Source organism: Pseudomonas sp. NPDC089534, from assembly GCF_044749305.1.
Lineage (GTDB): Bacteria > Pseudomonadota > Gammaproteobacteria > Pseudomonadales > Pseudomonadaceae > Aquipseudomonas > Aquipseudomonas ekonensis.
This window is the reverse complement of the sequence record NZ_JBIVHR010000090.1, coordinates 1-24263: the sequence shown is the minus strand read 5'-3', so window position 1 is coordinate 24263 and position 24263 is coordinate 1. Positions and strand designations below refer to the sequence as shown.

The following is a 24263-nucleotide window of genomic DNA, read 5'->3' as shown; positions in this document are numbered from 1 at the left end:
ACGATGACCGTGCCGGTGGTGCTGCTCGGCACGTTCGGCATCCTCGCCGCCGCCGGCTTCAGCATCAACACCCTGACCATGTTCGGCATGGTGCTGGCCATCGGCTTGCTGGTGGACGACGCCATCGTCGTGGTGGAGAACGTCGAGCGGGTGATGAGCGAAGAAGGCCTGTCACCGAAGGAAGCGACCAAGAAGTCCATGGGCCAGATCCAGGGCGCCCTGGTCGGCATCGCCCTGGTGCTGTCGGCGGTACTGCTGCCGATGGCGTTCTTCAGCGGCTCCACCGGCGTGATCTACAAGCAGTTCTCGATCACCATCGTCTCGGCCATGGCCCTGTCGGTGATGGTCGCCCTGATCTTCACCCCGGCGCTCTGCGCCACCATGCTCAAGGCGATTCCGCACGGCGAGCACGGCGCGCCGAAGAAAGGCTTCTTCGGCTGGTTCAACCGCAACTTCGACCGCGGCGTGCGCAGCTACGAGCGCGGCGTCGGCAACATCCTGCAGCGCAAGGCGCCGTACCTGCTGGCGTACCTGCTGATCGTGGTCGGCATGGTCTGGCTGTTCTCGCGCATCCCGACCGCGTTCCTGCCGGAAGAAGACCAGGGCGTCCTGTTCGCCCAGGTGCAGACCCCGGCCGGTTCGACCGCCCAGCGCACCCAGGTGGTGGTGGACGAAATGCGTGAGTTCCTGCTGCGTCCGAGCAAGGACGGCGGCGAAGGCGACGCCGTGGCGTCGGTGTTCACCGTGACCGGCTTCAACTTCGCCGGCCGCGGCCAGAGCTCGGGCATGGCGTTCATCATGCTCAAGCCGTGGCACGAACGTAACGCCGACAACAGCGTGTTCAAGCTCGCCGCCCGCGCCCAGCAGCACTTCTTCACCTTCCGCGATGCGATGGTGTTCGCCTTCGCCCCGCCGGCGGTGCTGGAGCTGGGCAACGCCACCGGTTTCGACGTGTTCCTGCAGGACCGCGCCGGCATCGGCCACGAAAAACTGATGGAAGCGCGCAACCAGTTCCTCGGCATGGCGGCGCAGAGCAAGGTGCTGACCCAGGTGCGTCCGAACGGCCTGAACGACGAGCCGCAGTTCCAGTTGGAGATCGACGACGAGAAGGCCAGCGCGCTGGGCATCACCATCGCCGACATCAACAACACCCTGTCGATCGCGTTGGGCTCCAGCTACGTCAACGACTTCATCGACCGCGGCCGGGTGAAGAAGGTGTACGTGCAGGGTCGTCCCGACTCGCGCATGAACCCCGAAGACCTGAAGAAGTGGTACGTGCGCAACGCCGCCGGCACCATGGTTCCGTTCTCCGCGTTCGCCAAGGGCGAGTGGATCTACGGTTCGCCGAAGCTGGCGCGCTACAACGGCGTGGAAGCGATCGAAGTCCTCGGTGCCCCGGCGCCGGGCTACTCCACCGGTGAAGCCATGGCCGAAGTCGAAGCCATCGCCAAGAAACTGCCGGCCGGCGTGGGCATTTCCTGGACCGGCCTGTCGTACGAGGAACGCCTGTCGGGTTCCCAGGCGCCGGCGCTGTACGCCCTGTCGCTGCTGATGGTGTTCCTGTGCCTGGCGGCGCTGTACGAGAGCTGGTCGATCCCGATCGCCGTCATGCTCGTGGTGCCTTTGGGGATCATCGGTGCGCTGATGGCCACCAGCCTGCGCGGCCTGTCCAACGACGTGTACTTCCAGGTGGGTCTGTTGACGACCATCGGTCTTGCGGCTAAAAACGCCATTCTGATCGTCGAGTTCGCCAAGGAGCTGCACGAGCAAGGGCGCAGTCTGCGCGACGCGGCCATCGAGGCCTGCCGCATGCGTCTGCGGCCGATCATCATGACGTCGCTGGCCTTCGTGCTCGGCGTGGTGCCGCTGGCGATCTCCACCGGCGCCGGCTCCGGCAGTCAACATGCGATCGGTACCGGCGTGATCGGCGGTATGCTCACCGCAACGATCCTGGCGATCTTCTGGGTACCGCTGTTCTTCGTCACCGTGTCGTCCATGGGCCAGCGCAAAAACGCCGGCAAGGATGACGCCACAGAAACCCCTAAAGAGGCTGGCCAATGAGCAAGTCGCTACTCTCCATCGCAGTCGCCGCCTTCGTGCTGAGCGGTTGCTCGCTGATACCGGACTATCAGCAACCCGAAGCGCCGATTGCCGGCCAGTACCCGCAGGGCCCGGCGTATTCGCCGGCCCAGGCGCCGGCTCAGGCCGCCGCCGAGCAGGGCTGGAAGCAGTTTTTCCATGACCCGGCCCTGCAGCAGCTGATCCAGGTCTCGCTGGAGAACAACCGCGACCTGCGCATCGCGGCGCTGAACATCGACGCCTACGCGGCCCAGTACCGCATCCAGCGCGCCGACCTGTTCCCGGCGGTCTCGGCCAACGCCAGCGGCAGCCGCCAGCGCGTCCCGGCCCGGGCCTCGCAGACCGGCGAAGCGTCCATCAGCAGCTCCTACTCCGCCACCGTCGGCATCAGCGCCTACGAACTCGACCTGTTCGGCCGGGTGCGCAGCCTGAGCGAACAGGCGCTGCAGCAGTACTTCGCCACCGAAGAGGCGCGCCGCAGCACCCAGATCAGCCTGGTGGCCAGCGTGGCCAACGCCTACCTGACCTGGCAGGCCGACAAGGAACTGCTCAAGCTGACCCAGGAGACGCTCGCCGCCTTCGAGGAAAGCTACAAGCTGACCAGCCGCAGCAACGAGGTCGGCGTGGCCTCGGCGCTGGATCTGGCCCAGTCGCGCACCTCGGTGGAAAACGCCCGTGCGCAACTGGCCCGCTACACCCGCCAGGTGGCCCAGGACGAGAACAGCCTGACCCTGCTGCTCGGCACCGGCATCCCGGCCAACCTGCAGGCGGCCCGTCCGCTGTCGGATGACCTGCTCAGCGACGTGCCGGCCGGCCTGCCGTCGGACCTGCTGCAACGCCGTCCGGACATCCTTCAGGCCGAGTACAACCTGAAGGCGGCCAACGCCAACATCGGCGCGGCCCGCGCGGCGTTCTTCCCGAGCATCAGCCTGACCGCCAACGCGGGTACGCTGAGCCCGGACCTGTCCGGCCTGTTCAAGGGCGGTTCGGGCACCTGGCTGTTCCAGCCGCAGATCAACCTGCCGATCTTCAACGCCGGCAGCCTGCGCGCCAGCCTCGACGCCGCCAAGATCCAGAAGGACATCGGCGTGGCGAACTACGAGAAGTCCATCCAGACGGCCTTCCAGGAAGTCGCCGACGGCCTGGCCGCCCGCCAGACCTACACCGAGCAGCTGCAGGCCCAGCGCGACTTCGTCGCCGCCAACCAGGACTACTACCGCCTGGCCGAGCGTCGCTACCGCATCGGCGTCGACAGCAACCTGACCTTCCTCGACGCCCAGCGTCAGCTGTTCAGCGCGCAGCAGGCGCTGATCACCGACCGCCTCGCGCAGTTGACCAGTGCGGTCAACCTGTACAAGGCCCTGGGCGGCGGCTGGAATGCGCAGACCGCGCAGAACGAGCCGCTCAAGGAAGAAGCGCCGAAGATGAAGCTGTTCTGACCGCGCCGCGATAAACGAAAAGCCCACCAATCGGTGGGCTTTTTGCTGCCTGGGACTTGTGTCAGCCGCCCACGCCGTTGAGCAGGAACACCGGTTCCTCCAGGTAGTCGAGCCCCAGACGGTTCTCGAACATCTCATCGCGCAACGCGGCGGTGGTGAAGCAGCCCAGGTTCAGGGCCGTGGCCACCAGTGAAAACGTCTGGCTCAGGTGCCCGGCGTCCATCAGCGCCACCCTGAGCGCCCGGCTGAACTCGTACTTCCAGGCCAGCCGCTCGACCCTTGCGGTGGACACGAACACCGCCGCCGCATCCTTCACCCACGGCTGCCCGCCACAGGCCTCGCTGATCCAGGTGCGCGGATCCTCCCGCGAAATCAGCTCCAGCCCGTGCCGGCGCACCGAGTAGTGGTACAGCCCGCGCTCGAACCCCTGCACATTCATCAGCACCGCGTACACCTCGGTGACGTGCAGCGAACCGCCGGAAGGCGAGGTCTTCTTGAGGAAGTAGTCCCCCATGCCGTTCGGCTCCATCGCCGTCATCCCCCAGCTGTAATACAGCAGCAGGGACAGCTGCGTCGGGGTCAGCGGCTGGCCGCTGAAGGTCCGGGCCGTGCGCCGGGCGCACAGCGGATTCAGCAGCGTGGCGTCGGCGATGGCCTCGCCGGGCACCAGCAGCGGGTTTTCCAGGGGGACGAACGGGTGCGAGTGATAGTCCTTGAAGGACGAAGGCTGGCGTTGCTGCGAGGCTTTCTGCTCCAGCTCGGCTTCCAGCTCGACGACGCTGACGTACGGCGTCTGCAACCCCGTGCGGGTGCTCAGGTAGAACTCCAGCGCCGCTTCCCAGCGCGACCACAGCCGGTGCGCCTGCCTGCGCCCCGAGTCCGCCAGGCGCCCCACCGGCTGCACGATGCCTTGGCTCACCAGGGCGCCGAGGAACGCCAGGCTGTTGTCCTGCGCCGGGCCGTGCAGCACGCCCGGCAGCATCAGGGCGCTCTCCAGCGTCTGCGGCGTCATGAAGTGGTTCAGCAGCGGCAGCAGGGCCAGGCCGAACTCCAGGCTCAGGCCCGTGCGCCGGTCATGCAGATGGAACGTCGAGACGGCGACGCTGAACCACACGCTGTCCCGAAGCTTGAGCAAATCGCCGGGTTCCGGGGATGGCATCGGCGGCTCGGCCTGACGTTCCCGCCCCTGCCAGAACAGCGTCCTGGGCTTGAGGCGCCTGATATCGCGGACCAGCGCCTGCAGTTGCGCATCCTCGGCCTTGTCGCCGATGTCCCACTCCAGCGTGACCGCCCGCAGCGGAGACCGCGCAAACAGCTCCTTGAGCAGATCCCAGTCCCGTCGCGGATGGCCGGTGTGGATTTCGATCAACCGGTCCAGCGGCAACGAACGCAGGTAATCCTTGAAGTCGTAGCCCTGGGCCCGGGCCGTGGCCAGGGCGCTGTCCAGATCCAGCAGGAACCCCGCGCCGCTGCGCGCCACCACATCCGAAATGAACGCGCCTTCGGACTGTTCCGCCCCGTCGGCCAGCGCAAACAGGCGCGGCGCGTTCTCCAGCACCAGCGGCGTGGCGGTCAGCGCCTGCAGCTCAAGGGCATTGGCCACCACCGTGTCGGCCACGTCCTTGGCCAGGGTCGGCAAGATGAAATGCTGGGTGTCGCCGCCATGGAAGCGCGACCAGGAAATGTGCTCGGCCAGCCACGGCGAGCGGATGGCGTCGCACAGGCGCCGGGTCATGCGCAGGAACTCGCGGTCCATCGCGATCCCCACGCTGCCCAGCGACAGGCTGGAGGAATGCAGCAGGCTCGGCGTCTGCGCCCCGACGTCGAGCAGGCGCGGCTGCAGGATGCTGTGGGTCGGCTGGAACTCCAGGTAATCGAAATGCGGCAGCCCTTCGGCGAGGATCCGCTCAAGGACCGGGTCGAGGCCGTGATCCGGATCCTGCCGCTTGGGCAAGTGGTACTCCAGCCCCACCCCTGCCTCGGGAAACCGCGAAGCATCGAATAGCGTCATGGTCGCCTCCCTGGCGTCAAGCGGTGGCGCCCAGCACCGGCAGCGCGGCGGACAACGGGGCGGTGATGGCGAGCAGTCCGGCGTGGCGGCTTTCCATGGCCCGCACTTCCGCCGCCAGGTTGTCCAGCAACTGGCGCCCGTGACGGGTGAAGTCGGGGCTGCCTTCCAGGTCCGGCAAGGCCCGGATCAGTCCGCGCACGATGAACAGCATGCGGTTCTGCGCGCGCTTGAGCTCCTCGGCGGAGCGCGAACGCACCCGCTCCATGTACTTGACCAGCGCGATGTACACGTAGAACGCGTGGAAGTAGCCGTACAGGTCACGCTTCTGCCCCGACCACGGCAGGCTGAACGTGGCCTCCTGCGAAGCGTCCGGCTCGACCACCGGGGCCACTTCGACGACGTGGTAGAGCAACTGATGGGTGGCCTCGTGCACCAGCGATTCCTCCAGGTCGAGGATCGACTCGTCCCGGCTCGCCAGCAGGACCACCCCGGTGTAGCGCGAGGCCGAGCAGCTGCGGAAGGTGCCGTCGGGCAGGAAGCAGATGGATTTGACCAGATGCCTGATCTGTTCCCGGCAGTCCGGCCAGGTGTGTTCGATCCGCAGCAGGGCGATCTTCACCACGTCGGCAAAGAACCGGCTGGAAAAGACGCCGCGCTCCAGGCGCTTGCGGGCCGCGTCGTCCTCCGGGAACTCGTAGCTGGGCGGCGTGGCCTGCATGATCAACGGGTCGGCATCGAACCGGTAAACCGGCGGATCCTCCGGCAAAACGCTCGACGAGTGCCTAACCTTGACCCGGCTCAACATGTCGGTGAATCCGGACACTGTCTTTTCCAGTTCCGCCGTGCCTTCGACCCTCCCGGTCAATAGATGGTTGGTGTCACGGAACGCCTGGCCGACCCAGATCTGAAACACCGGATCATTGACGATCGGATACTGTTCACGCTTCGGCAGTACGATAAGTTCAACGGCCTGATCAAAGAAGTCCGACAACCGCTCCACCTCGGCAAACAACTTGTATAGCTCAGCATATAAAACAGTGAATGTCGTAAAGCGGTTTCGGCTGACATGCTCCAGCAAAGTTTCAAACCGGGACATATCGGTATCCGGAAGAAAGGTAGTGTCCTTGAACAGTTCATCGACAGCCGAATCAAGTTGGCCGTGGTGTGCAATATCCATTTATCAACCATCCTTTCAGGCAGGCGGCAATGGCTTCGCCATGCTCAGGCTGGCGATGTCATACCCCAATTGTTCATAAAGACGACGGGCCGGCGCATTGCGGCCGAACACGTGCAGGCGCATTTCTTCGCACCCGTGCCGGCGCGCCCAGTCCTCGGCGGCCAGCATCGATTGCCGGGCATAGCCATGACGGCGCTCGCCGGGCTCGATGTAGACATCCAGGATGAAGGCGATCGACCGGGTGCCGACATGCCGTTGGGCGATCCACAGTTCGCCGATGCGCCGTTCCCCGTCCTTGATCACCCAGAGCCGGTGGCCGGCGGTCTGCCGCCCGTGTTCGAGCAGCTGCGTGAACGCTGCGCTTGAGCGCTGCGGCGCCTCTTGCACGCTCCACTCTCCCGAAGCGGCCATGCCCTGGGCGTACTCCTCCACCGCCCGTTCGGTGAACACCGTAAAATCCGCATCGTCCATGGGAACCAAGGTGACAGGCATGAGCGGCTCACTCCTTGTCCAAGCGCTTTCGATCAGGCCGTTTGGCGTGCTTCGGAACCGGATCGCCGCTCCGGAGCGCGCCAAACGGCCCCCGGGCGTCAGTCCATCCGCGCCTGGACCTGCTGTTGCTGGTCAAAGATCGCGGCAGTGCCCAGCTTGTCGCGAATGCCCGCCCCTGCGCTCACCAGTTTGGCGGAGTCGATGTTCTTCACCGCCGTGAGTTCGGTGGCATTCAAATGCACACCGATTTTCTTGGCGGCGCCTTCGGCGTCCTTGTGCAACTGTTCCGCAAACTCCTTATCAATAAGGGCACGACCCACCACTGTCGCGAGACGTTCCTGATTCACTTTTGCAGACATGCTTTCTCTCCTTGTCATCAATAAATAAACATCCCGGGCGAAACATTTAACTCCCTGCCTCCTCCGGGAATCCTGAATATAGCAACGCCTCTTTCCTTTGCCAGTTACAAGCACGGATATCATTAAATCTTTTCACGATAAGCGACAACACCAAATATTAAGTTTATCCGGCGATTGTCCAGACACCTTTAATTGCCATATTTACTGTAAGAACTTTCCTACTACCAAAGAGATAAACAATTCAAACTCTGCCATTAATTCAGCGGCAAAAAAACAATGAGCGAACAAGCAACATAAGCACGGGATTTGATTGGGAATGGCGGCCGACAGGCAAACGGAACCGCCGCCGATTAGCGTTCGATAATCGCCCACAACCCGGTTCACCCCGATTGAATCCCCGCGCCGATCCCCTTCACCATTGCCCGCACCGACAAAACCAATAAAAACAGGTTCACTCCCATGACGACGCACCCTCCCCGCTCGGGCTGATCCGCCCCTCCGCCATGACAACCGCTTTTTTTGTCTGCAACCCAAGGTTGCGGCGGCGCCCTGCCTCATCCCCAACAATCAGAGAGACCCGAGCCCATGACACGTTCCGCTGTGCCTTACGCACTCCCCGGCCTGATCGCCTTGACCCTGGCCGGCACGGCCCTGCCCGCCGCGGCCGAAGAGCCGGGCTTCGCCGAGGGGGCCAAGGTCAACCTGAACCTGCGCAACTTCTACATCAACCGCAACTTCACCGACCCGACCAAGGCCCAGGGCAAGGCCGAGGAATGGACGCAGAACTTCATCCTCGACGCCAAGTCCGGCTTCACCCAAGGCACCGTCGGCTTCGGCCTGGACGTGCTGGGGCTGTACTCGGTGAAGCTCGACGGCGGCAAGGGCACCGGCGGTACGCAACTGCTGCCGCTGGACCATGACGGCCGCCCGGCGGACACCTTCGGCCGCACCAACGTCGCGTTCAAGGCCCGGCTGTCGCAGACCGAAATCAAGGTCGGCGAATGGATGCCGGTGCTGCCGATCCTGCGTTCGGACGACGGTCGCTCGCTGCCGCAGACCTTTCGCGGCGGTCAGCTCACCTCGAAGGAAATCGACGGCCTGACCCTCTACGGCGGCCAGTTCCGCGCCAACAGCCCCCGCGACGACAGCAGCATGGGCGACCTGTCGATGACCGGCAAACCGGCGTTCACCTCCGACCGCTTCAACTTCCAGGGCGGCGAGTACGTCTTCAACGGCAAGCGCACCCAGATCGGCGTGTGGAACGCCCAGCTCAAGGACATCTACCGCCAGCAGTACGTCAACCTGATCCACAGCCAACCGCTGGGCGACTGGACGCTGGGGGCCAACCTCGGTTTCTTCTACGGCAAGGACGACGGCAGCGCCCGGGCCGGCGACCTCGACAACAAGACCTGGTCGGGCCTGTTTTCCGCGAGGTACGGCGCCAGCACCTTCTACGTCGGCCTGCAGAAGCTCACCGGCGACAGCGCCTGGATGCGGGTCAACGGCACCAGCGGCGGCACCCTGGCCAACGACAGCTACAACTCAAGCTACGACAACGCCCAGGAACGCTCCTGGCAGGTGCGCCACGACTACAACTTCGCCGCCCTCGGCGTCCCCGGCCTGACCCTGATGAACCGCTACATCAAAGGCGACAACGTGCACACCGCCACCACCTCCGACGGCAAGGAATGGGGCCGCGAGTCGGAGCTGGGCTACACCGTGCAGAGCGGCACGCTCAAGGACCTGAGCGTGCGCTGGCGCAACTCGACCATGCGCCGGGACTACAGCAACAACGCGTTCGACGAGAACCGCCTGATCGTCAGCTACCCGATCAGCCTGCTGTGACCCCTTGCGGGAGCGGGCCCGCCCCGCTTCCCATTGGTCGGCGCCATCCGTCAGAACGCCCTGCGCGGCGTCCGGGATCCAGTAAAGTGAGGGCACCTGAAAGACTCAGGTGACTACCCTCTACCGCTTCCGTTATCTGTTGAAGTTCGAGCCAGGCTGTCATCGGAAGACACCACCGATCACCGGAGGACATCCTCATGGTCGCCCGACTCGACGCAACGCCCGACTGGGACGCCAAGGCTTACCAGCGGTTTGCGCTGCACCGGCAAAGGCCGGTCAACGAACTGCTCAGCCGCATCACACTGAAAAATCCCGAATGCATCTACGACCTGGGCTGCGGCACCGGCATCGCCACCCGATTGCTCGCCCGGCGCTGGCCCCGCGCGCACCTGTGCGGCATCGACAGCTCCGAGCAGATGCTCGACGAGGCAAGGCGCCTGCCGATCCAGGCGCACTGGCAGCAATGCGACCTGCTGCACTGGCGACCCGACCGGCCCGCGGATCTGTTGTTCGCGGCGGCGGTGCTGCACTTTCTCGATGGCCACGAACACTTGCTGCCGCGCCTGCTGGGCCTGCTCAACCCCGGCGGCTGCCTGGCGGCGCACATGCCGAACTGGCGCGATGCCCTGTGGTACCGGCTGATGCTCGACACCCTCGACGACGCCGGCCCCGGCGGCAAACCGTTGGGCTCGGCGCAGTTGCGCCAGCGCATGGCGGCGCGGCCGCTGCTGTCGCTGGAAGACTACTACCGCCTGCTGGCGCCGCTGACCCGTTCGCTGGACATCTGGGAAACCGAACAGCTGCAGACGGTCCAAGGCCAGTCGCCGGTCTACGACTGGGTCAAGGTCTCGGCGCTGCGGCCGGTGCTGCAAGGGCTGGACGCCGGGGAGCAGGCGCGGTTCATCTACCACTACCTGCTGCGGCTGCATGCGCACTACCCGCCGGAGGACGACGGGCTGACGCTGTTTCCGTTCAAGCGGGTGTTCATCGTCGCCAGGGTTTGAGTGCCCTTTGCAGAAGGCTGCGCCTGGACTGACGTCATCGCCAGCAGGCTGGCTCCCACAGGGTTCTGCGGTGACCTCAGACCCTGTATTCACCCGAGATTCCCTGTGGGAACCAGCCTGCTGGCGATGGCGGTCGGTCTGTGCCATCGAGGCCGGATGTGCCGCCGTCATCGTCGGATCGCCGCCCGGAGCAGGCTCGCTCCCACATTGGTTGCGGTGACCACAGACCCAACATTCACCCGCGATCCCCTGTGGGAGCCAGCCTGCTGGCGATGGCGTCAGCCCAGACACCGCTCAACCGCGGGATTCGACCCCCAGCTCATCCCACACCGACTCCGCCAGGTGGAACGTCGCATTGGCCGCCGGGATCCCGCAGTAGATCGCGCTCTGCATGATCACTTCCTTGATCTCGCCCCGGCTCACGCCGTTGTTGGCGGCGGCGCGCAGGTGCAGCTTGAGTTCGCCCTCGCGGTTCATGCCGATCAGCATGGCGATGGTGATCAGGCTGCGGGTGTGGCGCGGCAGGCCCGGACGGGTCCAGATGTCGCCCCAGGCGTGGCGGGTGATCATCTCCTGGAACTCGGCGTTGAACTCGGTCAGGGCGTTCAGGCTGCGGTCGACGTGGGCATCGCCCAGCACCGCGCGGCGCACCTGCATGCCGTCGTCGTAACGTTGCTTCTCGTCCACGGTGTCTTCCTCAATCGGCCTTCAGGAACGCCAGCACCCGGTCGCTGAACGCGTCGCCGGCCTGGACGTTGGACAGGTGCGCAGCATGGAACTCGGCGTACTCGGCGCCCTGCACACGCGCCTGGATGTAATGCCCGCCGGACGGTGGCGTCACCGCGTCGTCGCTGCCGGCGATCACCAGCAGCGGCACCTTGATCTCGCCCAACCGGTCACGGAAATCGGCATCGCGCACCGCCGCGCAGTTGGCCGCGTAGCCCTCGGGTGACGTGGCCGCAAGCATGTCGGTGATCTGCTTCACGACCGCCGGGTTGGCCGCCGAAAAGTCCGGGGTGAACCAACGGGCGATGGACGCATCGCGCAGGGCGACCATCGCCGCCGGGCCGTCGCGCAGCACGGTTTCGATGCGCGGATCCCACACCGACGGATCGCCGATCTTCGCCGCCGTATTGCAGACGATCAGCTTGTTCAGCCGCTGGCCGGCGTTGATCCCCAGCCACTGGCCGATCAGTCCGCCCATCGACAGCCCGCAGAAGTGCGCGCGCTCGATGTGCAGCGCGTCGAGCAGCGCCAGCACGTCGCGGCCCAGCTGTTCGATGCTGTACGGCCCCGGGGTCACCAGCGAGCGGCCGTGGCCGCGGGTGTCGAAGCGCAGCACGCGCAAATGCCGGGTGAACGCCGGCATCTGCACGTCCCACATGTGCAGGTCGGTGCCCAGCGAGTTGGACAGCACCAGCACCGGCGCATCGACCGGGCCTTCAATCTGGTAATGCAGTTCGCCATCGGCGAGTGGTACGAAAGCCACAGCTCTCTCCTTCAGACAGACAACGCGTGATGTTCGGCCACCGCCCGCTCGACCCAGACGCGTGCCTGGCCGAGGTAATGGGCGGGATCCAGCAGGTGATCCAGTTCCGCGCCGCTCAGCCGGGCGGTGATTTCGGGCTCGTCGCCGAGCACGGCGCGCAGGTGGCGCCGTTCGGCCACCGCCCGCTTGCAGCACTGTTCCAGCAGATGATGGGCAGCATCGCGGCCGACCCGTTGCGACAGGACGATGCTCACCGCTTCGGCCAGCACCAGCCCTTGGGTCAGTTCGAGATTGCGGCCCATGCGCTCGGCATCGACTTCCAGGCCGTCCGCCAGCAGCCGCGCCTGTTGCAGCGCGCCGGACACCAGGCAGCAGATCTCCGGCAGGGTTTCCCATTCGGCGTGCCACAGCCCCAGGCTGCGCTCGTGCTCCTGGGGCATGGCGCTGAACAGCGTCGAGACCAGCCCCGGCACCCGCGTCGCGGCGCCGATCAGCACCGCCGCCCCCACCGGGTTGCGCTTGTGCGGCATGGTCGAGGAACCGCCCTTGCCCGGCGCCGACGGCTCGAACACTTCGGCGGCTTCGGTCTGCATCAGCAGGCTGATGTCGCGGCCGAGCTTGCCCAGGCTGCCGGCGATCAAGCCGAGCACGGCGCCGAACTCGACGATGCGGTCGCGCTGGGTGTGCCAGGGCTGTTCGGGCAGCGTCAGTTGCAGTTCCTCGGCCAGCGCCCGGGCGACCGGCAGCGCCTGCTCGCCCAGCGCCGCGAGGGTGCCGGAGGCGCCGCCGAACTGCAGCGTCAACAGACGCGGCTTGAGTTCACGCAGGCGCTGGCGGCTGCGGGTCACGGCGCCGAGGCAGCCGGCGATCTTCATGCCCAGCGTGACCGGCGTGGCGTGCTGCAGCCAGGTGCGCCCGGCCAGCGGCGTCGCGGCGTGGCGCTGCGCTTGCGCGGCCAACGCATCGGCCAGTTGCGCCAGGTCGCCTTCGATCAGCGCCAGGGCTTGGCGCAGTTGCAGCACCAGCCCGGAGTCCATCACGTCCTGGCTGGTGGCGCCCAGGTGCACATGACGCTCGGCCTCGGCGTCCGTCGCGGCGATCCGCTTGCCCAGCGCCTTGACCAGCGGAATCGCCGAGTTGCCGGCGCTGGCGATCGCCTCGCCCAGCGCCGAAAAATCGTACAGATCCGCGCGGCACGCGGCTTCGATGGCCGGCACGGCGCTGGCCGGAATCACCCCGACCCGCGCCTGGGCCCTGGCCAGCGCGGCCTCGACGTCCAGCATCGCCTGCACCCGGCCGCGGTCGCAGAACACCTCGCGCATGTCGCGGGCGGTGAAGTAGGCATCGAACAATTGATTGCCCGGTCGTTGCGTCATAAACAGTCCTTGCCGGCGCGGGCCGCAGGGGCCCGCGCTTAGGGTGTCAGAGATCGTGGTGCAGGTACGCCGCCTGTTTCGGCAGGCGCAGGCTGAACAGGAACGCCACCGCCATCATCACCGTGACGTACCAGTAGAACGAGGTTTCCATGCCCGCCGACTTCAGGCTCAGGGCGACGTACTCGGCCGAACCGCCGAAGATCGCATTGGCCACCGCGTAAGCCAGGCCGACGCCGAGGGCGCGGACTTCCGGCGGGAACATTTCGGCTTTCACCAGGCCGCTGATCGAGGTGTAGAAACTGACGATCGACAGCGCCACGGTGATCAGCACGAAGGCCAGGAACGGACTGGTGACGCTTTTCAGGCTCAGCAGGATCGGCACCGTGAACAGCGTGCCGAGGGCGCCGAACCAGAGCATCGAGCTGCGCCGGCCGATCTTGTCGGCCAGCATGCCGAACAGCGGCTGCATGCACATATAAAGGAAGAGCGCGCCGGTCATGATGTAGCTGGCGGTCTTGGCGTGCATGCCGGCGGTGTTCACCAGGTACTTCTGCATGTAGGTGGTGAAGGTGTAGAAGATCAGCGAACCGCCGGCGGTGTAGCCGAGCACGGTGATGAACGCGGCCTTGTGGTCGCGGAACAGCGCGCGGAGGCTGCCGGCGTCTTTGTTCTCGCGGCCCTCCTTGCTGGTGGTTTCCTTCAGGGAACGGCGCAGGAACAGCGAGATCAGCGCCGCCGCCGCGCCGACCACGAACGGGATCCGCCAGCCGTAGGCGCGCAGCTCCTCTTCGCTGAGGAACTGCTGCAGGATCACCACCAGCAGCACCGCCAGCAGTTGCCCGCCGATCAGGGTCACGTACTGGAACGAGGCGAAGAACCCGCGCTGGCCCTTGAGCGCCACTTCGCTCATGTAGGTGGCGGTGGTGCCGTACTCGCCGCCCACCGACAGGCCTTGCAGCAGGCGGGCGAACAGCAGCAGCACCGGCGCCCAGACGCCGATGCTGCTGTAGGTGGGCAGGCAGGCGATGAGCAGCGAGCCGAAGCACATCATCAGCACCGAGATCATCATCGAGTTCTTGCGCCCGTGCTTGTCCGCCACGCGGCCGAAGATCCAGCCGCCGATGGGCCGCATCAGGAAGCCGGCGGCGAACACGCCGGCCGTGTTGACCAGTTGCACCGTCGGGTTGTCGGAGGGAAAGAACGCCGGGGCGAAATAGATCGCGCAGAAGGCGTAGACATAGAAGTCGAACCATTCGACGAGGTTGCCGGACGATGCGCCGACAATGGCGAAGATGCGCTTGCTGCGCTCTTCGCCCGTGTAGAGGGAGGTCAATGTTGTCATTGTTGTTTACTCTGAAGGGACAGGTGAAAGTCTAGACATACTTCGTAACAGTCCCGTTCCACACATACATCCGCAAAGACAGTGCCCAACCCTGTGGCGAGGGAGCTCGCTCCCGCTCGACTGCGCAGCAGTCGCCTTCATTCGGGCTCGCTTCGCGAGCCAGCGGGAGCCAGCTCCCTCACCACAGGACGGCGTGCGCTCAATAGTCGAAGAACACCGTCTCCGCCTCGCGGCCCTGCAGGATCACGTTCCACTGATAGGTGCCGGTCGCGTCCTGCTTGGCCAGCAACGTCGTGCGGCGTTCGGCCGGCACGCATTCGAGCAGCGGATCGCTCACGTTCGCCGGATCGCCTTCGAAGTAGATCCGGGTCAGCAGGTGCTTGACCAGGCCACGGGCGAACACCAGCACCACCAGGTGCGGCGCCTGGGTCGTGCCCTTGAGGCCTTCGACGGTGCCCGGCTTGATGGTGGTGAAGCGGAAGCGCCCTTCGGCGTCCACCGGCACCCGGCCGAAGCCTTCGAAGTGCGGGTCCAGCGGCTTGTCCTGCTCGTCCTCCGGGTGGGCGTACTTGCCGGCGGCGTTGGCCTGCCAGACTTCGAGCATGGCGTCGTTGACGGTGTCGCCGTTGCCGTCGACGACTTGCCCGGTGATCGCCACGCGTTCGCCCAGGGCGAGTTCGTCGGCGAGTTGCTCGCGGTTCAGCCAGGTCAGGCCGATGTGGTAGTACGGCCCGACGGTGTGGGACGTGGTCGCGGTCAGGGTCATCTCATTTCTCCATCGGCGTGGCTTCGCGGCCGCGCAGCACGATGTCCCAGCGGTAAGCGAGGGCGTAGGACGGAATGGTTTTTTCCAGATCGAATGCGGCGATCAGGCGTTCCTTGGCGCTCGTGTCCGGCACGCAGTTGTAGATCGGGTCGTAGGCCAGCAGCGGGTCGCCGGGGAAATACATCTGGGTGACCAGGCGCGTGAGGATGCTCGGCCCGAACAGCGAGAAATGCACGTGCGCCGGGCGCCAGGCGTTGTGGTGGTTGCCCCACGGATACGCGCCGGGCTTGATGGTCTGGAACTCGTAGCGGCCGTCGGCGTCGGTCACGGTGCGGCCGGTGCCGGTGAAGTTCGGGTCCAGCGGCGCGTCGTGCAGGTCGCGGGCATGGTGGTAGCGGCCGGCGGCGTTGGCCTGCCAGATCTCCACCAGGATGCCCGGCACCGGCAGGCCGTCTTCGTCCAGCACGCGGCCGTGAATGATGATCCGCTCGCCCAGCGGCTCGCCGGCGTGCTGCGCGGTCAGGTCGTGATCGTTGTCGCCGACCCGCTCGGCGCCGATGGTCGGGCCGGTGATCTCCGACAGCGAATGCGGCAGGAACACCAACGGCTTGGACGGCGCACGCAGGTTGGTGGATTGATAGGTCGGATGCAGGTACGGCGGCTGGGTGCCTTCCTGCGGACGGCGGTAGCCAGGCTTGTCAGTCATTTCGCTTTCCTCGGTTCTTGTTCGTCAGGGCGCAGGGTCAGACGCGTTCGATGGCCAGGGCCAGACCCTGGCCGACGCCGACGCACATGGTCGCCAGACCTTTCTTGCCGCCGCTCTTCTCCAGCTGATGCAGCGCCGTCAGCACCAGCCGGGCGCCGCTCATGCCCAGCGGATGACCGAGGGCGATCGCGCCGCCGTTCGGGTTGACCTGCGGCGCGTCGTCCGCCAGCCCCAGTTCGCGCAGCACCGCCAGGCCCTGGCTGGCGAACGCTTCGTTGAGCTCGATCACATCGAAATCGCTGACCGCCAGCCCCAGGCGTTCGGTGAGCTTGCGCACCGCCGGCACCGGGCCGATGCCCATCACCCTCGGCGCGACCCCGGCGCTGGCCATGCCCAGCACCTTGGCGCGGGCGGTCAGGCCGTGCTTTTTCACCGCCTCGGCCGAAGCCAGGATCAGGGCCGCCGCACCGTCGTTGACGCCCGAGGCGTTGCCGGCGGTGACGGTCTTGTCCGGGCCGTTGACCGGTTTCAGTTTGGCCAGGGCCTCAAGGGTGGTGTCGGCGCGGGGATGCTCGTCCTCGCTGACCACGGTTTCGCCCTTCTTGTGGGCGATCCGCACCTCGACGATCTCTTCGGCGAAGTAACCGGCAGCCTGGGCCGCCGCGGTGCGCTGCTGGCTGCGCAGGGCGAACGCGTCCTGGTCGGCGCGGGACACCTTATAGTCGTCGGCCACGTTGTCGGCGGTCTGCGGCATCGCGTCCACGCCGTACTGGGCTTTCATCAGCGGGTTGATGAAGCGCCAGCCGATGGTGGTGTCCTCCAGTTTCAGGTTGCGCGAGAACGCCGCGTCGGCCTTGCCCATCACGAACGGCGCGCGGGACATCGACTCGACGCCGCCGGCGATGGCCAGTTCCATCTCGCCGCTGGCGATGGCGCGGAACGCGGTGCCGATGGCGTCCATGCCGGAGGCGCAGAGGCGGTTGAGGGTCACCCCCGGCACGCTGTCCGGCAGCCCCGCCAGCAACAGCGCCATGCGCGCCACATTGCGGTTGTCCTCGCCGGCCTGGTTGGCGCAGCCGAGGAACACCTCGTCCAGCGCCGTCCAGTCCACCGACGGGTTGCGTTCCATCAGGGCCTTGATCGGCACGGCGGCCAGGTCGTCGGCGCGCACGGCGGACAGACCGCCGCCGAACCGGCCGATGGGGGTGCGGATCGCATCGCAGATATACACGTCGCGCATCAGGCTTCTCCCGGGGCTTGGCCGTGGGCCGCAGCGGTTCGGGCTTCCAGGTCGCGCAGGGCGGTCAGCTCGACGGCGGTCGGTTCGGCGGTGGTGGCCACCTGTTCGGCGAAACGGATCGGCCAGCCGGTGGCGGCGCTCACCTGCTCGCGGGTCACGCCCGGATGCAGCGCGGTCACCACGAACTCGTGGGTGCCCGCCTCCGGCTCCATGATGCACAGGTCGGTGATGATGCCCACCGGCCCGGCGCCCGGCAGCCCCAGGCGCTGGCGCGAATCGCCGCCTTCGCCGTGGCCGACCGAGGTGATGAAGTCGAGCTTGTCGACAAACGAGCGCGCCGACTGTTTAAGGATGATCAGCACGCTCTTGGCGGAGCCGGCGATTTCCGGCGCACCGCCGGCACCCGGCAGGCGCACTTTCGGCTGGTGGTAGTCACCGACCACCGTGGTGTTGATGTTGCCGAAGCGGTCGACCTGGGCCGCGCCGAGGAAGCCGACGTCGATGCGCCCGCCCTGCAGCCAGTAGCGGAAGATCTCGCCGGTCGGCACCACCGTGTCGGCGGTCTCCGCCAGCTCGCCGTCGCCGATGGACAGCGGCAGCACGCTCGGCTTGGCGCCGATCGGGCCGGATTCGTAGATCAGCACCACGTCCGGCGACGACGTCAGGCGCGCCAGGTTGGCGGCTTTCGACGGCAGGCCGATGCCGACGAAGCACACCGAGCCGTTCTTCAGGCGACGGGCCGCGGCCACGGTCATCATTTCATTGGTGGTGTAAGTCATTGCTGGGCCTCCGAAGCCGCGGCCAACTTGGCCTGGAACGCGCCGAAGTCAGCGCAGCCATGGATGTATTCGTCAATCCACGCGGTAAACGTCCCACGGTCGCGGGCAATCGGATCCCACGCCTGGTAGAAACGGTTGTCGCGCTCGGTGTACCCGTGGGCGTAGGACGGGTGCGCGCCGCCCGGCACATGGCAGACCGCGCTCAGGGCCCAGGTCGGCAGGACGCAGGCGTTCATCGGCGCCTGGAGGTCATCGACGATTTCCTCGACAGTGACGATGCAGCGCTTGGCCGCCAACGCCGCTTCCTTCTGCACCCCGAGGATCCCCCACAGCAGCACGTTGCCCTTGCGGTCGGCCTTCTGCGCGTGGATCACGGTCACGTCCGGGCGCACCGACGGCACCGCCGCCAGCACTTCACCGGTGAACGGGCAGGTCACGCTCTTGATCAGCGGGTTGACCTTCGGCAGGTCGGAGCCGGCGTAGGCGCGCAGCACCGCGAACGGCAGGCCGGACGCGCCGGCCACGTAGGCGTTGGCCAGGTCGGCGTGGCTGTGCTCTTCGATTTCCATCGCGTGCGGCCACTGCTTCTCGACCGCGTCGCGCAGGCGGTGCAGCGAACCCACGCCAGGGTTGCCGCCCCAGGAAAAGATCAGCTTGCGGGCGCAACCGGCACCGATCAGTTGGTCGTAGATCAGGTCAGGCGTCATCCGCACCAGGGTCAGGTCTTTCTTGCCCTGCCGGATGATTTCATGACCCGCCGCCGTCGGGATCAGGTGGGTGAAGCCTTCGAGCGCGACGGTGTCGCCATCGTTGATGAATTGCTTCACCGCGTCGTGCAGCGAAAGGATCTCGGCCATGGAGCTGGCTCCCGTTCTGTAGTGAATCGCCAGTGATAAAAAGGCGCGAGGTTCGGCGCCGGAGTCACTGAAGATTAAGCCCGTGAAAAACGCCAAACAATCCGATAATCGAGTGAGTGTTCGTTTATCGAACAGATTGTTATCTACCTAACAATCTCCGCCAAAAAGCATCGCGAGCAGGCTCGCTCCCACAGGAGAACGCTTTTCTCTGTAGGAGCGAGCCTGCTCGCGAAGGCCCGGACCATTCAGTCCTGACTCAAGTCGCATCCGCGTGGCTGACCACGCCCTTGATCAGCACCGCCGTGGTGGCCAGCGCCGCCGGAATCACCAGCGCCGTCAGCACCTGCTCGAAGTTCCAGCCCAGCCCCAGCAGCGTCGCGCCCATCCACGCCCCGAGAATCGCGCCGAACCGGCCGATCCCCAGCATCCACGACACCCCGGTCGCCCGCCCCTGGGTCGGGTAGAACCGCGCCGCCAGCGACGGCATCGCCGATTGCGCGCCGTTCACGCACATGCCGGCCACCAGCACCAGGGTCGCCAGCAGCGTGATGTGGCCCAGGCTCTGTCCCACCGCGTAGGCGAACACCCCGGCCAGCAGGTAGAACGTGCCGATGACCTTGTGCGGATTGAACCGGTCCATCGCCCAGCCGACGGCCACCGCGCTCAGCACCCCGCCGAACTGGAACAGCGCGCCGATGAACGCGGCCTGCTCCATGCTCGCGCCGCTGTCGCGCATCAGGGTCGGCAGCCAACTGGTGAGCAGGTACACGATCACCAGGCCCATGAAATAGGTCAGCCACAGCAGCAGCGTGCCGGTGCTGTAGGTGCCGGAGAAGATCACCGCGAACACGTTGCGCGCCTTGACGGTCTTCTGCTCCGGCACGCTGAAGCCCGACGCCTGGGCGACCAGGGCCGGGTCGATCGGCGCCAGGGCCTTGCGCACCTTGTCGGTGCCGCGGTTGCGCACCACCAGATACCGCGCCGACTCCGGCAGCCAGGCCATCAGCACCAGCGCGAGGACCAGCGGCAGGATCCCGCCGATCAGCAGCAGGCTGTGCCAGCCGAACGCCGGGATCAGCTTGGCCGAAATGAACCCGCCGCCGGCCATGCCGAGGTTGAAGCCGCAGAACATGCTGGTCACCAGCAGCGACTTCTTGCGCTCCGGGGTGTATTCGGACAGCAGCGTGGTGGCGTTCGGCATGCCCGCCCCCAGCCCCAGGCCGGTGAGGAAGCGCAGCACCAGCAACTGCTCGACGTTGGTGCTGTAGGCCGACGCCAGGCTGAAGGCGCCGAACAGCACCACCGCCCCCACCAGCACGACCTTGCGCCCGAAACGGTCGGCCAAAGGGCCCGAACCCAGGGCGCCGAACACCATGCCGATCAGCGCGGCGCTCATCACCGGGCCCAGGCTGGCGCGGTCGATGCCCCAGTCCTGGGACAGGGCCGGGGCGATGAAGCCCATGGCCGCCGTGTCGAGGCCATCGAGGAACACGATCAGGAAACACAGGATCACCACCCGCCACTGATAGCGCGAGATCGGTTGGGCATTGATGAAGGACTGCACGTCGAGGCAGTGCCCCACAGCGGACTGAGGCTGGTTCATTGTTTTTATTCCACGCAAAAAACGCAGTCGAACGGAGGCCGGCCGAAGAGCGGCACGGTCATGAGAATAGAAGGCTGGAATCGGAGCGTTGGGTCAGGCCCGGCAACACGGGCGGGAACGGCGACAGTCGGGGAACGTGCGCATGGGGAGGTTGCCTCTTGTCATTATTATCAGAGGCGTCACCGGCCGGCCGGAGGTGGCCGGTGCCGGATGACGCTGCCGCGACATTAATGATCCGGGGGAATGAGCGTCAATTCGATAAACGCAACTCTGTGCGTTTATCGAACAGCTTCCTCAGGCGAACAATTGCGCACTGAGGTCGCGGCTGGCGCTCAGCAGGCCGGGCAGGAAGCGCTGCTCAAGCTCGGTGCGGCTGACGCGCCCCGCGTGGGTGCTGACGTTGAGCGCCGCCACCACCTGGCCCGAGGCGTCGTACACCGGCACCGCGATCGAACGCAGGCCCTGCTCCAGTTCCTGGTCGACGATGCACCAGCCCTGGCGCCGCACCTCTTGCAGGCATTCGAGCAGGGTTTCGGGGGTGTGCAGCGTGCGGCTGGTCTTGGCCACCAGCTCCGCGTGGTCGAGGTATTCGCGCAGCGACGTGTCGTCCAGCGCCGCCAGGAGGATCCGGCCCATGGAGGTGCAGTACGCCGGCAGCCGCCCGCCCACCGACAGGTCCACCGAAATCAGCCGCTGGGTGGTGGCCGACCGGGCGATGTAGAGGATGTCGTCGCCTTCCAGCGTGGCCATGTTGCAGGCCTCGTGCAGTTGCTCGCTCATGCGGTCGAGGTAGGGCTGGGCCGAAACCGCCAGCGGCGTCGAGGACAGATAGGCGTGGCCGAGGGTCAGCACCTTGGGCAGCAGCGAATAGGTGCGGCCGTCGGTGGTGGCGTAGCCGAGCTTGATCAGCGTGTGCAGGCAGCGGCGCACGGCGGCCCGGGGAATTTCCGTGCGGTGGCTGATCTGGGCGATGGTCAGGTGGCGCTTGCGCTCCTGGAACGCCTGCACCACCGCCAGGCCCCGGGCCAGGGACGTCATGAAGTCCGGATCGCCGGTCAGGGCCTGGATGCGCTTGGCCGGCGAGGCGACGATCGGCGGTGCCACCGAGGTGAAGGAGTTGCGCATTTGATCGTTCATGTCCGGTTCTCTTTATTCTGCGGGTCAACGGCCATACAAGCGGCTCGCTGGCCGATGCACAAGCGGCGGGTCTTCAATGTTGGGCGATTATCGAACCGGCGACCGATAATCGCAATCGCCCTCCGCACGCTCCTGACCGGCCGCAGCGCTCGCCTTGAACTTGGAACGCTCGTTGAGTACGGGCCTTAGTTGTTCGGCCTAATGACGCCAAAATCACATCGCAGGCCATCGCCGCGACAACTACCGATAAAAAATGTCAGTCACAAAACAATCATGCCTGCGCAACCGTTTTTAACTTGCCGAAGATAGTCAATCCCGAATCGGCGGCTATAATGCAACTCAGTGACGCCGCGCCTTTAGTTGCCGACGCGTCACCCGCCGACGCGATGTCCATCGCCGTCGGCCCCGGCCAGCGCCTGATGCCCGTTACCCATACACCGCCAGCGCGCTCGCTGAACCCGGAAACTGATGCTGCGTCAGTTTTAATCTGGTGCCGTAGCCGCCTGCAACATGGAAGTCCCGAGCGTTCTGCCGATAACACCGTCGCCTGTTCAGGCCGGTTGCCCACGGCGGACTCGCCCGAGTGATTCGTTGCTGTGCGTTTCACCAGACATTTATCTCAACTCAAACAGGTAGCACTGTGACGAAAGACGAACTGCGCGCGGAACTTGAGCGCCAGGAACAACGTTACAAGGAAGTTTACGGCGGGGAAGTCACCACCTACGCCGCCCAGCCCGAACCGGAACGCAAACCCTGGCGCAAACGCGCCACCGTTCAGGATCAGGTCTTCCAGCAAGAACTGCAGAAAATGGAAAAGGAACTCAAAGCCGAAGAGCCATGAGCCTCTGGCATTGACTTGTCCAAGGGTTTGCGTCGACACCGGTTACAAGCGCGGTGCCACGACGATGCCTTGCGCGCCCGCTACCCGCGGGCAGCGGCCACTCCGCTCCGTCCTACAGCGGAAATGGCGTGTCTGACCCGTTTCAGAGATATTTCACACAAGCGTTCGAGGCCTCTAGGCCTTGGGCCAGACGCTTGCCGTCCAGTCATTTCCCCAACCAAATCAAGCGCTTGCAAAACCCTGCAAAACGCTCGGACTTTGCCGCCCGATACAAATTAATTCGTTGAAGAATGTTACCGATGAGCAGGTAGGGGATCGATTTCCGGTCTTTTCTGGCATAATCGCGCCCCCTTATGACCGGGCCAGAAAACCTTCATGATCGATTTATTCAGCGGACTGGATGCCTGGGTGCTTGTGAGCCTCTTGCTCGCCCTGACATTTGTCCTCGCCTTCGAGTTCATCAATGGATTTCATGACACCGCCAACGCGGTAGCCACTGTGATCTACACCAAAGCGATGCCGCCGCACCTGGCGGTGTTCTTCTCGGGGGTGTTCAACTTCCTCGGCGTGCTGCTGGGCGGGGTCGGCGTGGCGTATGCCATCGTCCACCTGCTGCCGGTGGAACTGCTGATCAACGTCAACACCGGCCACGGCCTGGCCATGGTGTTCTCGCTGCTCGCCGCCGCCATCGCCTGGAACCTGGGCACCTGGTACTTCGGTATCCCGGCCTCCAGCTCCCACACCCTGATCGGTTCGATCCTCGGCGTCGGCCTGGCCAATGCCCTGATCAACGACATTCCGCTGGCGGACGGGGTGAACTGGCAGAAGGCGGTCGACATCGCCGCCTCGCTGGTGTTCTCGCCGATGGCCGGTTTCCTGGTCGCGGCCCTGGTGCTGATCGGCCTGAAATGGTGGCGCCCGCTGTCGAAGATGCACAAGACGCCGGAACAGCGCCGCAAGATCGACGACAAGAAGCACCCGCCGTTCTGGAACCGCCTGGTGCTGGTGATGTCGGCCATGGCCATGAGTTTCGTGCACGGCTCCAACGACGGCCAGAAAGGCATCGGCCTGATCATGCTGGTACTGATCGGCATCGTCCCGGCGCAGTTCGTGCTCGACCTGAACAGCACCACCTACCAGATCGAGCGCACCCGCGACGCCACCCTGCACCTGAGCCAGTTCTACCAGCGCAACGCCGACTCCCTCGGCGAGTTCCTGGCCCTGGGCAAGAGCGTGGAAGGCGACCTGCCGGAGAAATTCCGTTGCAACCCGCAACAGACCGAACCGACCATCGCCGCCCTGCTCCACACCCTCAAAGGCGTGGCGGACTACCATTCGCTGCCGTCGGAAAGCCGCATCGAAGTGCGCCGCTACCTGCTCTGCCTGGACGACACCGCGAAGAAGGTCGCCAAGCTGCCGGGCCTGCCGGCCCGCGAAAAGGCTGACCTGGACAAGCTGCGCAAGGACCTGACCACCACCACCGAATACGCCCCGTTCTGGGTGATTCTGGCGGTCGCCCTGGCCCTGGGCCTGGGCACCATGATCGGCTGGAAACGCGTGGTGCTGACCATCGGCGAGAAGATCGGCAAGCAAGGCATGACCTACGCCCAGGGCATGTCGGCCCAGATCACCGCCGCCAGCATGATCGGCCTGGCCAACATCTTCAGCCTGCCGGTGTCGACCACCCACGTGCTGTCCTCGGGCGTGGCCGGCACCATGGT

At 65.7% G+C, this 24263-nt stretch carries 21 protein-coding genes; 6 read left to right on the top strand and 15 right to left on the bottom strand.

The features are described from left to right. The coding region (gene emhB, locus ACIP0B_RS22775) for an efflux RND transporter permease subunit EmhB (protein ID WP_400836218.1) at positions 1-2061 on the top strand (2061 nt) is incomplete at its 5' end. Next, positions 2058-3518, top strand: coding sequence for an efflux RND transporter outer membrane subunit EmhC (gene emhC, locus ACIP0B_RS22770; protein ID WP_400836216.1), 1461 nt, complete (start codon positions 2058-2060; stop codon positions 3516-3518). The genes emhB and emhC, both read left to right, overlap by 4 nt. A 61-nt stretch (positions 3519-3579) precedes the next feature. Here the strand turns inward: emhC and ACIP0B_RS22765 are convergent, their stop codons facing one another. The 4 genes from ACIP0B_RS22765 to ACIP0B_RS22750 all read right to left on the bottom strand — a co-directional run bounded on the left by ACIP0B_RS22765 (position 3580) and on the right by ACIP0B_RS22750 (position 7557). Then, positions 3580-5529, bottom strand: coding sequence for a DUF692 family multinuclear iron-containing protein (locus tag ACIP0B_RS22765; RefSeq protein ID WP_400836214.1), 1950 nt, complete (start codon positions 5527-5529; stop codon positions 3580-3582). A 16-nt stretch (positions 5530-5545) separates the two neighbouring features. Then, positions 5546-6529 carry an aKG-HExxH-type peptide beta-hydroxylase gene (locus ACIP0B_RS22760; RefSeq protein ID WP_400836222.1) on the bottom strand — a complete coding sequence of 328 codons (984 nt, stop codon included), beginning with the start codon at positions 6527-6529 and terminating at the stop codon, positions 5546-5548. A 192-nt stretch (positions 6530-6721) separates the two neighbouring features. Continuing rightward, positions 6722-7198, bottom strand: coding sequence for a GNAT family N-acetyltransferase (locus ACIP0B_RS22755; RefSeq protein WP_400836212.1), 477 nt, complete (start codon positions 7196-7198; stop codon positions 6722-6724). Between the two features lie 98 nt (positions 7199-7296). Then, positions 7297-7557 (bottom strand): Os1348 family RiPP precursor, encoded by a 261-nt coding sequence (locus ACIP0B_RS22750; protein WP_400836210.1) that lies wholly within the window; start codon positions 7555-7557, stop codon positions 7297-7299. A 585-nt stretch (positions 7558-8142) separates the two neighbouring features. On the opposite strand from ACIP0B_RS22750, the gene ACIP0B_RS22745 reads away from it, so the two are divergent. Both ACIP0B_RS22745 and ACIP0B_RS22740 read left to right on the top strand, forming a co-directional pair. Then, positions 8143-9402: an OprD family porin gene (locus tag ACIP0B_RS22745; protein ID WP_400836208.1), complete on the top strand. Its 1260-nt coding sequence runs from the start codon at positions 8143-8145 to the stop codon at positions 9400-9402. Positions 9403-9599: 197 nt separating this feature from the next. Beyond that, entirely contained in the window at positions 9600-10406 is an 807-nt protein-coding gene (locus ACIP0B_RS22740) for a methyltransferase domain-containing protein (protein WP_400836206.1), read from the top strand. Between the two features lie 294 nt (positions 10407-10700). On the opposite strand, the gene pcaC is transcribed toward ACIP0B_RS22740, so the two are convergent. The 11 genes from pcaC to pcaR form a co-directional block, all read right to left on the bottom strand. Beyond that, the gene (gene pcaC / locus ACIP0B_RS22735) at positions 10701-11093 is read right to left on the bottom strand and encodes a 4-carboxymuconolactone decarboxylase (protein WP_085581700.1); all 393 of its coding nucleotides are present in this window, start codon (positions 11091-11093) and stop codon (positions 10701-10703) included. Positions 11094-11103: 10 nt separating this feature from the next. Continuing rightward, complete coding sequence (gene pcaD, locus ACIP0B_RS22730; RefSeq protein WP_400836203.1) at positions 11104-11895, bottom strand: 3-oxoadipate enol-lactonase; 792 nt, start codon at positions 11893-11895, stop codon at positions 11104-11106. 11 nt (positions 11896-11906) lie between these two features. Further along, positions 11907-13271: a 3-carboxy-cis,cis-muconate cycloisomerase gene (locus ACIP0B_RS22725; RefSeq protein ID WP_400836201.1), complete on the bottom strand. Its 1365-nt coding sequence runs from the start codon at positions 13269-13271 to the stop codon at positions 11907-11909. Positions 13272-13317: 46 nt separating this feature from the next. Next, on the bottom strand, positions 13318-14613 hold the full coding sequence (locus ACIP0B_RS22720) for an MFS family transporter (RefSeq protein WP_400836199.1): 1296 nt from the start codon (positions 14611-14613) through the stop codon (positions 13318-13320). Between the two features lie 199 nt (positions 14614-14812). Then, positions 14813-15379, bottom strand: a complete 567-nt coding sequence (pcaG, locus tag ACIP0B_RS22715) for a protocatechuate 3,4-dioxygenase subunit alpha (protein ID WP_400836197.1) — start codon at positions 15377-15379, stop codon at positions 14813-14815. A gap of 1 nt (position 15380) precedes the next feature. Then, positions 15381-16085, bottom strand: a complete 705-nt coding sequence (pcaH, locus tag ACIP0B_RS22710; RefSeq protein ID WP_400836195.1) for a protocatechuate 3,4-dioxygenase subunit beta — start codon at positions 16083-16085, stop codon at positions 15381-15383. 37 nt (positions 16086-16122) lie between these two features. After that, positions 16123-17328: a 3-oxoadipyl-CoA thiolase gene (gene pcaF, locus ACIP0B_RS22705; RefSeq protein WP_400836220.1), complete on the bottom strand. Its 1206-nt coding sequence runs from the start codon at positions 17326-17328 to the stop codon at positions 16123-16125. Next, on the bottom strand, positions 17325-18104 hold the full coding sequence (locus ACIP0B_RS22700) for a CoA-transferase subunit beta (protein ID WP_085581685.1): 780 nt from the start codon (positions 18102-18104) through the stop codon (positions 17325-17327). Before ACIP0B_RS22700 ends, pcaF begins: the two co-directional genes overlap by 4 nt. After that, a complete protein-coding gene (locus ACIP0B_RS22695; protein WP_400836193.1) occupies positions 18101-18961 on the bottom strand; it encodes a CoA transferase subunit A in 861 nt (286 codons plus the stop codon). The genes ACIP0B_RS22700 and ACIP0B_RS22695 overlap by 4 nt, the downstream gene beginning before the upstream one ends. Positions 18962-19217: 256 nt before the next feature. After that, positions 19218-20564, bottom strand: a complete 1347-nt coding sequence (locus ACIP0B_RS22690; protein WP_400836191.1) for an MFS transporter — start codon at positions 20562-20564, stop codon at positions 19218-19220. Between the two features lie 294 nt (positions 20565-20858). Beyond that, the gene (pcaR, locus tag ACIP0B_RS22685) at positions 20859-21701 is read right to left on the bottom strand and encodes a pca regulon transcriptional regulator PcaR (RefSeq protein ID WP_400836189.1); all 843 of its coding nucleotides are present in this window, start codon (positions 21699-21701) and stop codon (positions 20859-20861) included. A gap of 640 nt (positions 21702-22341) precedes the next feature. On the opposite strand from pcaR, the gene ACIP0B_RS22680 reads away from it, so the two are divergent. Together ACIP0B_RS22680 and ACIP0B_RS22675 are read left to right on the top strand one after the other, a co-directional pair. Further along, positions 22342-22542 carry a hypothetical protein gene (locus ACIP0B_RS22680; RefSeq protein WP_007986337.1) on the top strand — a complete coding sequence of 67 codons (201 nt, stop codon included), beginning with the start codon at positions 22342-22344 and terminating at the stop codon, positions 22540-22542. Between the two features lie 375 nt (positions 22543-22917). Further along, a partial coding sequence (locus ACIP0B_RS22675; RefSeq protein ID WP_400836187.1) for an inorganic phosphate transporter occupies positions 22918-24263 on the top strand: 1346 nt, incomplete at its 3' end.

What these genes read in the sequence shown, in the direction of transcription:
- ACIP0B_RS22700 (WP_085581685.1), bottom strand. Translation starts at nt 18,104, where the DNA reads ATGACTTACACCACCAATGAAATGATGACCGTGGCCGCGGCCCGTCGC.
- ACIP0B_RS22720 (WP_400836199.1), bottom strand. Translation starts at nt 14,613, where the DNA reads ATGACAACATTGACCTCCCTCTACACGGGCGAAGAGCGCAGCAAGCGC.
- ACIP0B_RS22725 (WP_400836201.1), bottom strand. Translation starts at nt 13,271, where the DNA reads ATGACGCAACGACCGGGCAATCAATTGTTCGATGCCTACTTCACCGCC.
- ACIP0B_RS22695 (WP_400836193.1), bottom strand. Translation starts at nt 18,961, where the DNA reads ATGGCCGAGATCCTTTCGCTGCACGACGCGGTGAAGCAATTCATCAAC.
- pcaG (WP_400836197.1), bottom strand. Translation starts at nt 15,379, where the DNA reads ATGACCCTGACCGCGACCACGTCCCACACCGTCGGGCCGTACTACCAC.
- ACIP0B_RS22745 (WP_400836208.1), top strand. Translation starts at nt 8,143, where the DNA reads ATGACACGTTCCGCTGTGCCTTACGCACTCCCCGGCCTGATCGCCTTG.
- emhC (WP_400836216.1), top strand. Translation starts at nt 2,058, where the DNA reads ATGAGCAAGTCGCTACTCTCCATCGCAGTCGCCGCCTTCGTGCTGAGC.
- ACIP0B_RS22755 (WP_400836212.1), bottom strand. Translation starts at nt 7,198, where the DNA reads ATGCCTGTCACCTTGGTTCCCATGGACGATGCGGATTTTACGGTGTTC.
- pcaH (WP_400836195.1), bottom strand. Translation starts at nt 16,085, where the DNA reads ATGACTGACAAGCCTGGCTACCGCCGTCCGCAGGAAGGCACCCAGCCG.
- pcaR (WP_400836189.1), bottom strand. Translation starts at nt 21,701, where the DNA reads ATGAACGATCAAATGCGCAACTCCTTCACCTCGGTGGCACCGCCGATC.
- ACIP0B_RS22765 (WP_400836214.1), bottom strand. Translation starts at nt 5,529, where the DNA reads ATGACGCTATTCGATGCTTCGCGGTTTCCCGAGGCAGGGGTGGGGCTG.
- ACIP0B_RS22740 (WP_400836206.1), top strand. Translation starts at nt 9,600, where the DNA reads ATGGTCGCCCGACTCGACGCAACGCCCGACTGGGACGCCAAGGCTTAC.
- ACIP0B_RS22750 (WP_400836210.1), bottom strand. Translation starts at nt 7,557, where the DNA reads ATGTCTGCAAAAGTGAATCAGGAACGTCTCGCGACAGTGGTGGGTCGT.
- ACIP0B_RS22690 (WP_400836191.1), bottom strand. Translation starts at nt 20,564, where the DNA reads ATGAACCAGCCTCAGTCCGCTGTGGGGCACTGCCTCGACGTGCAGTCC.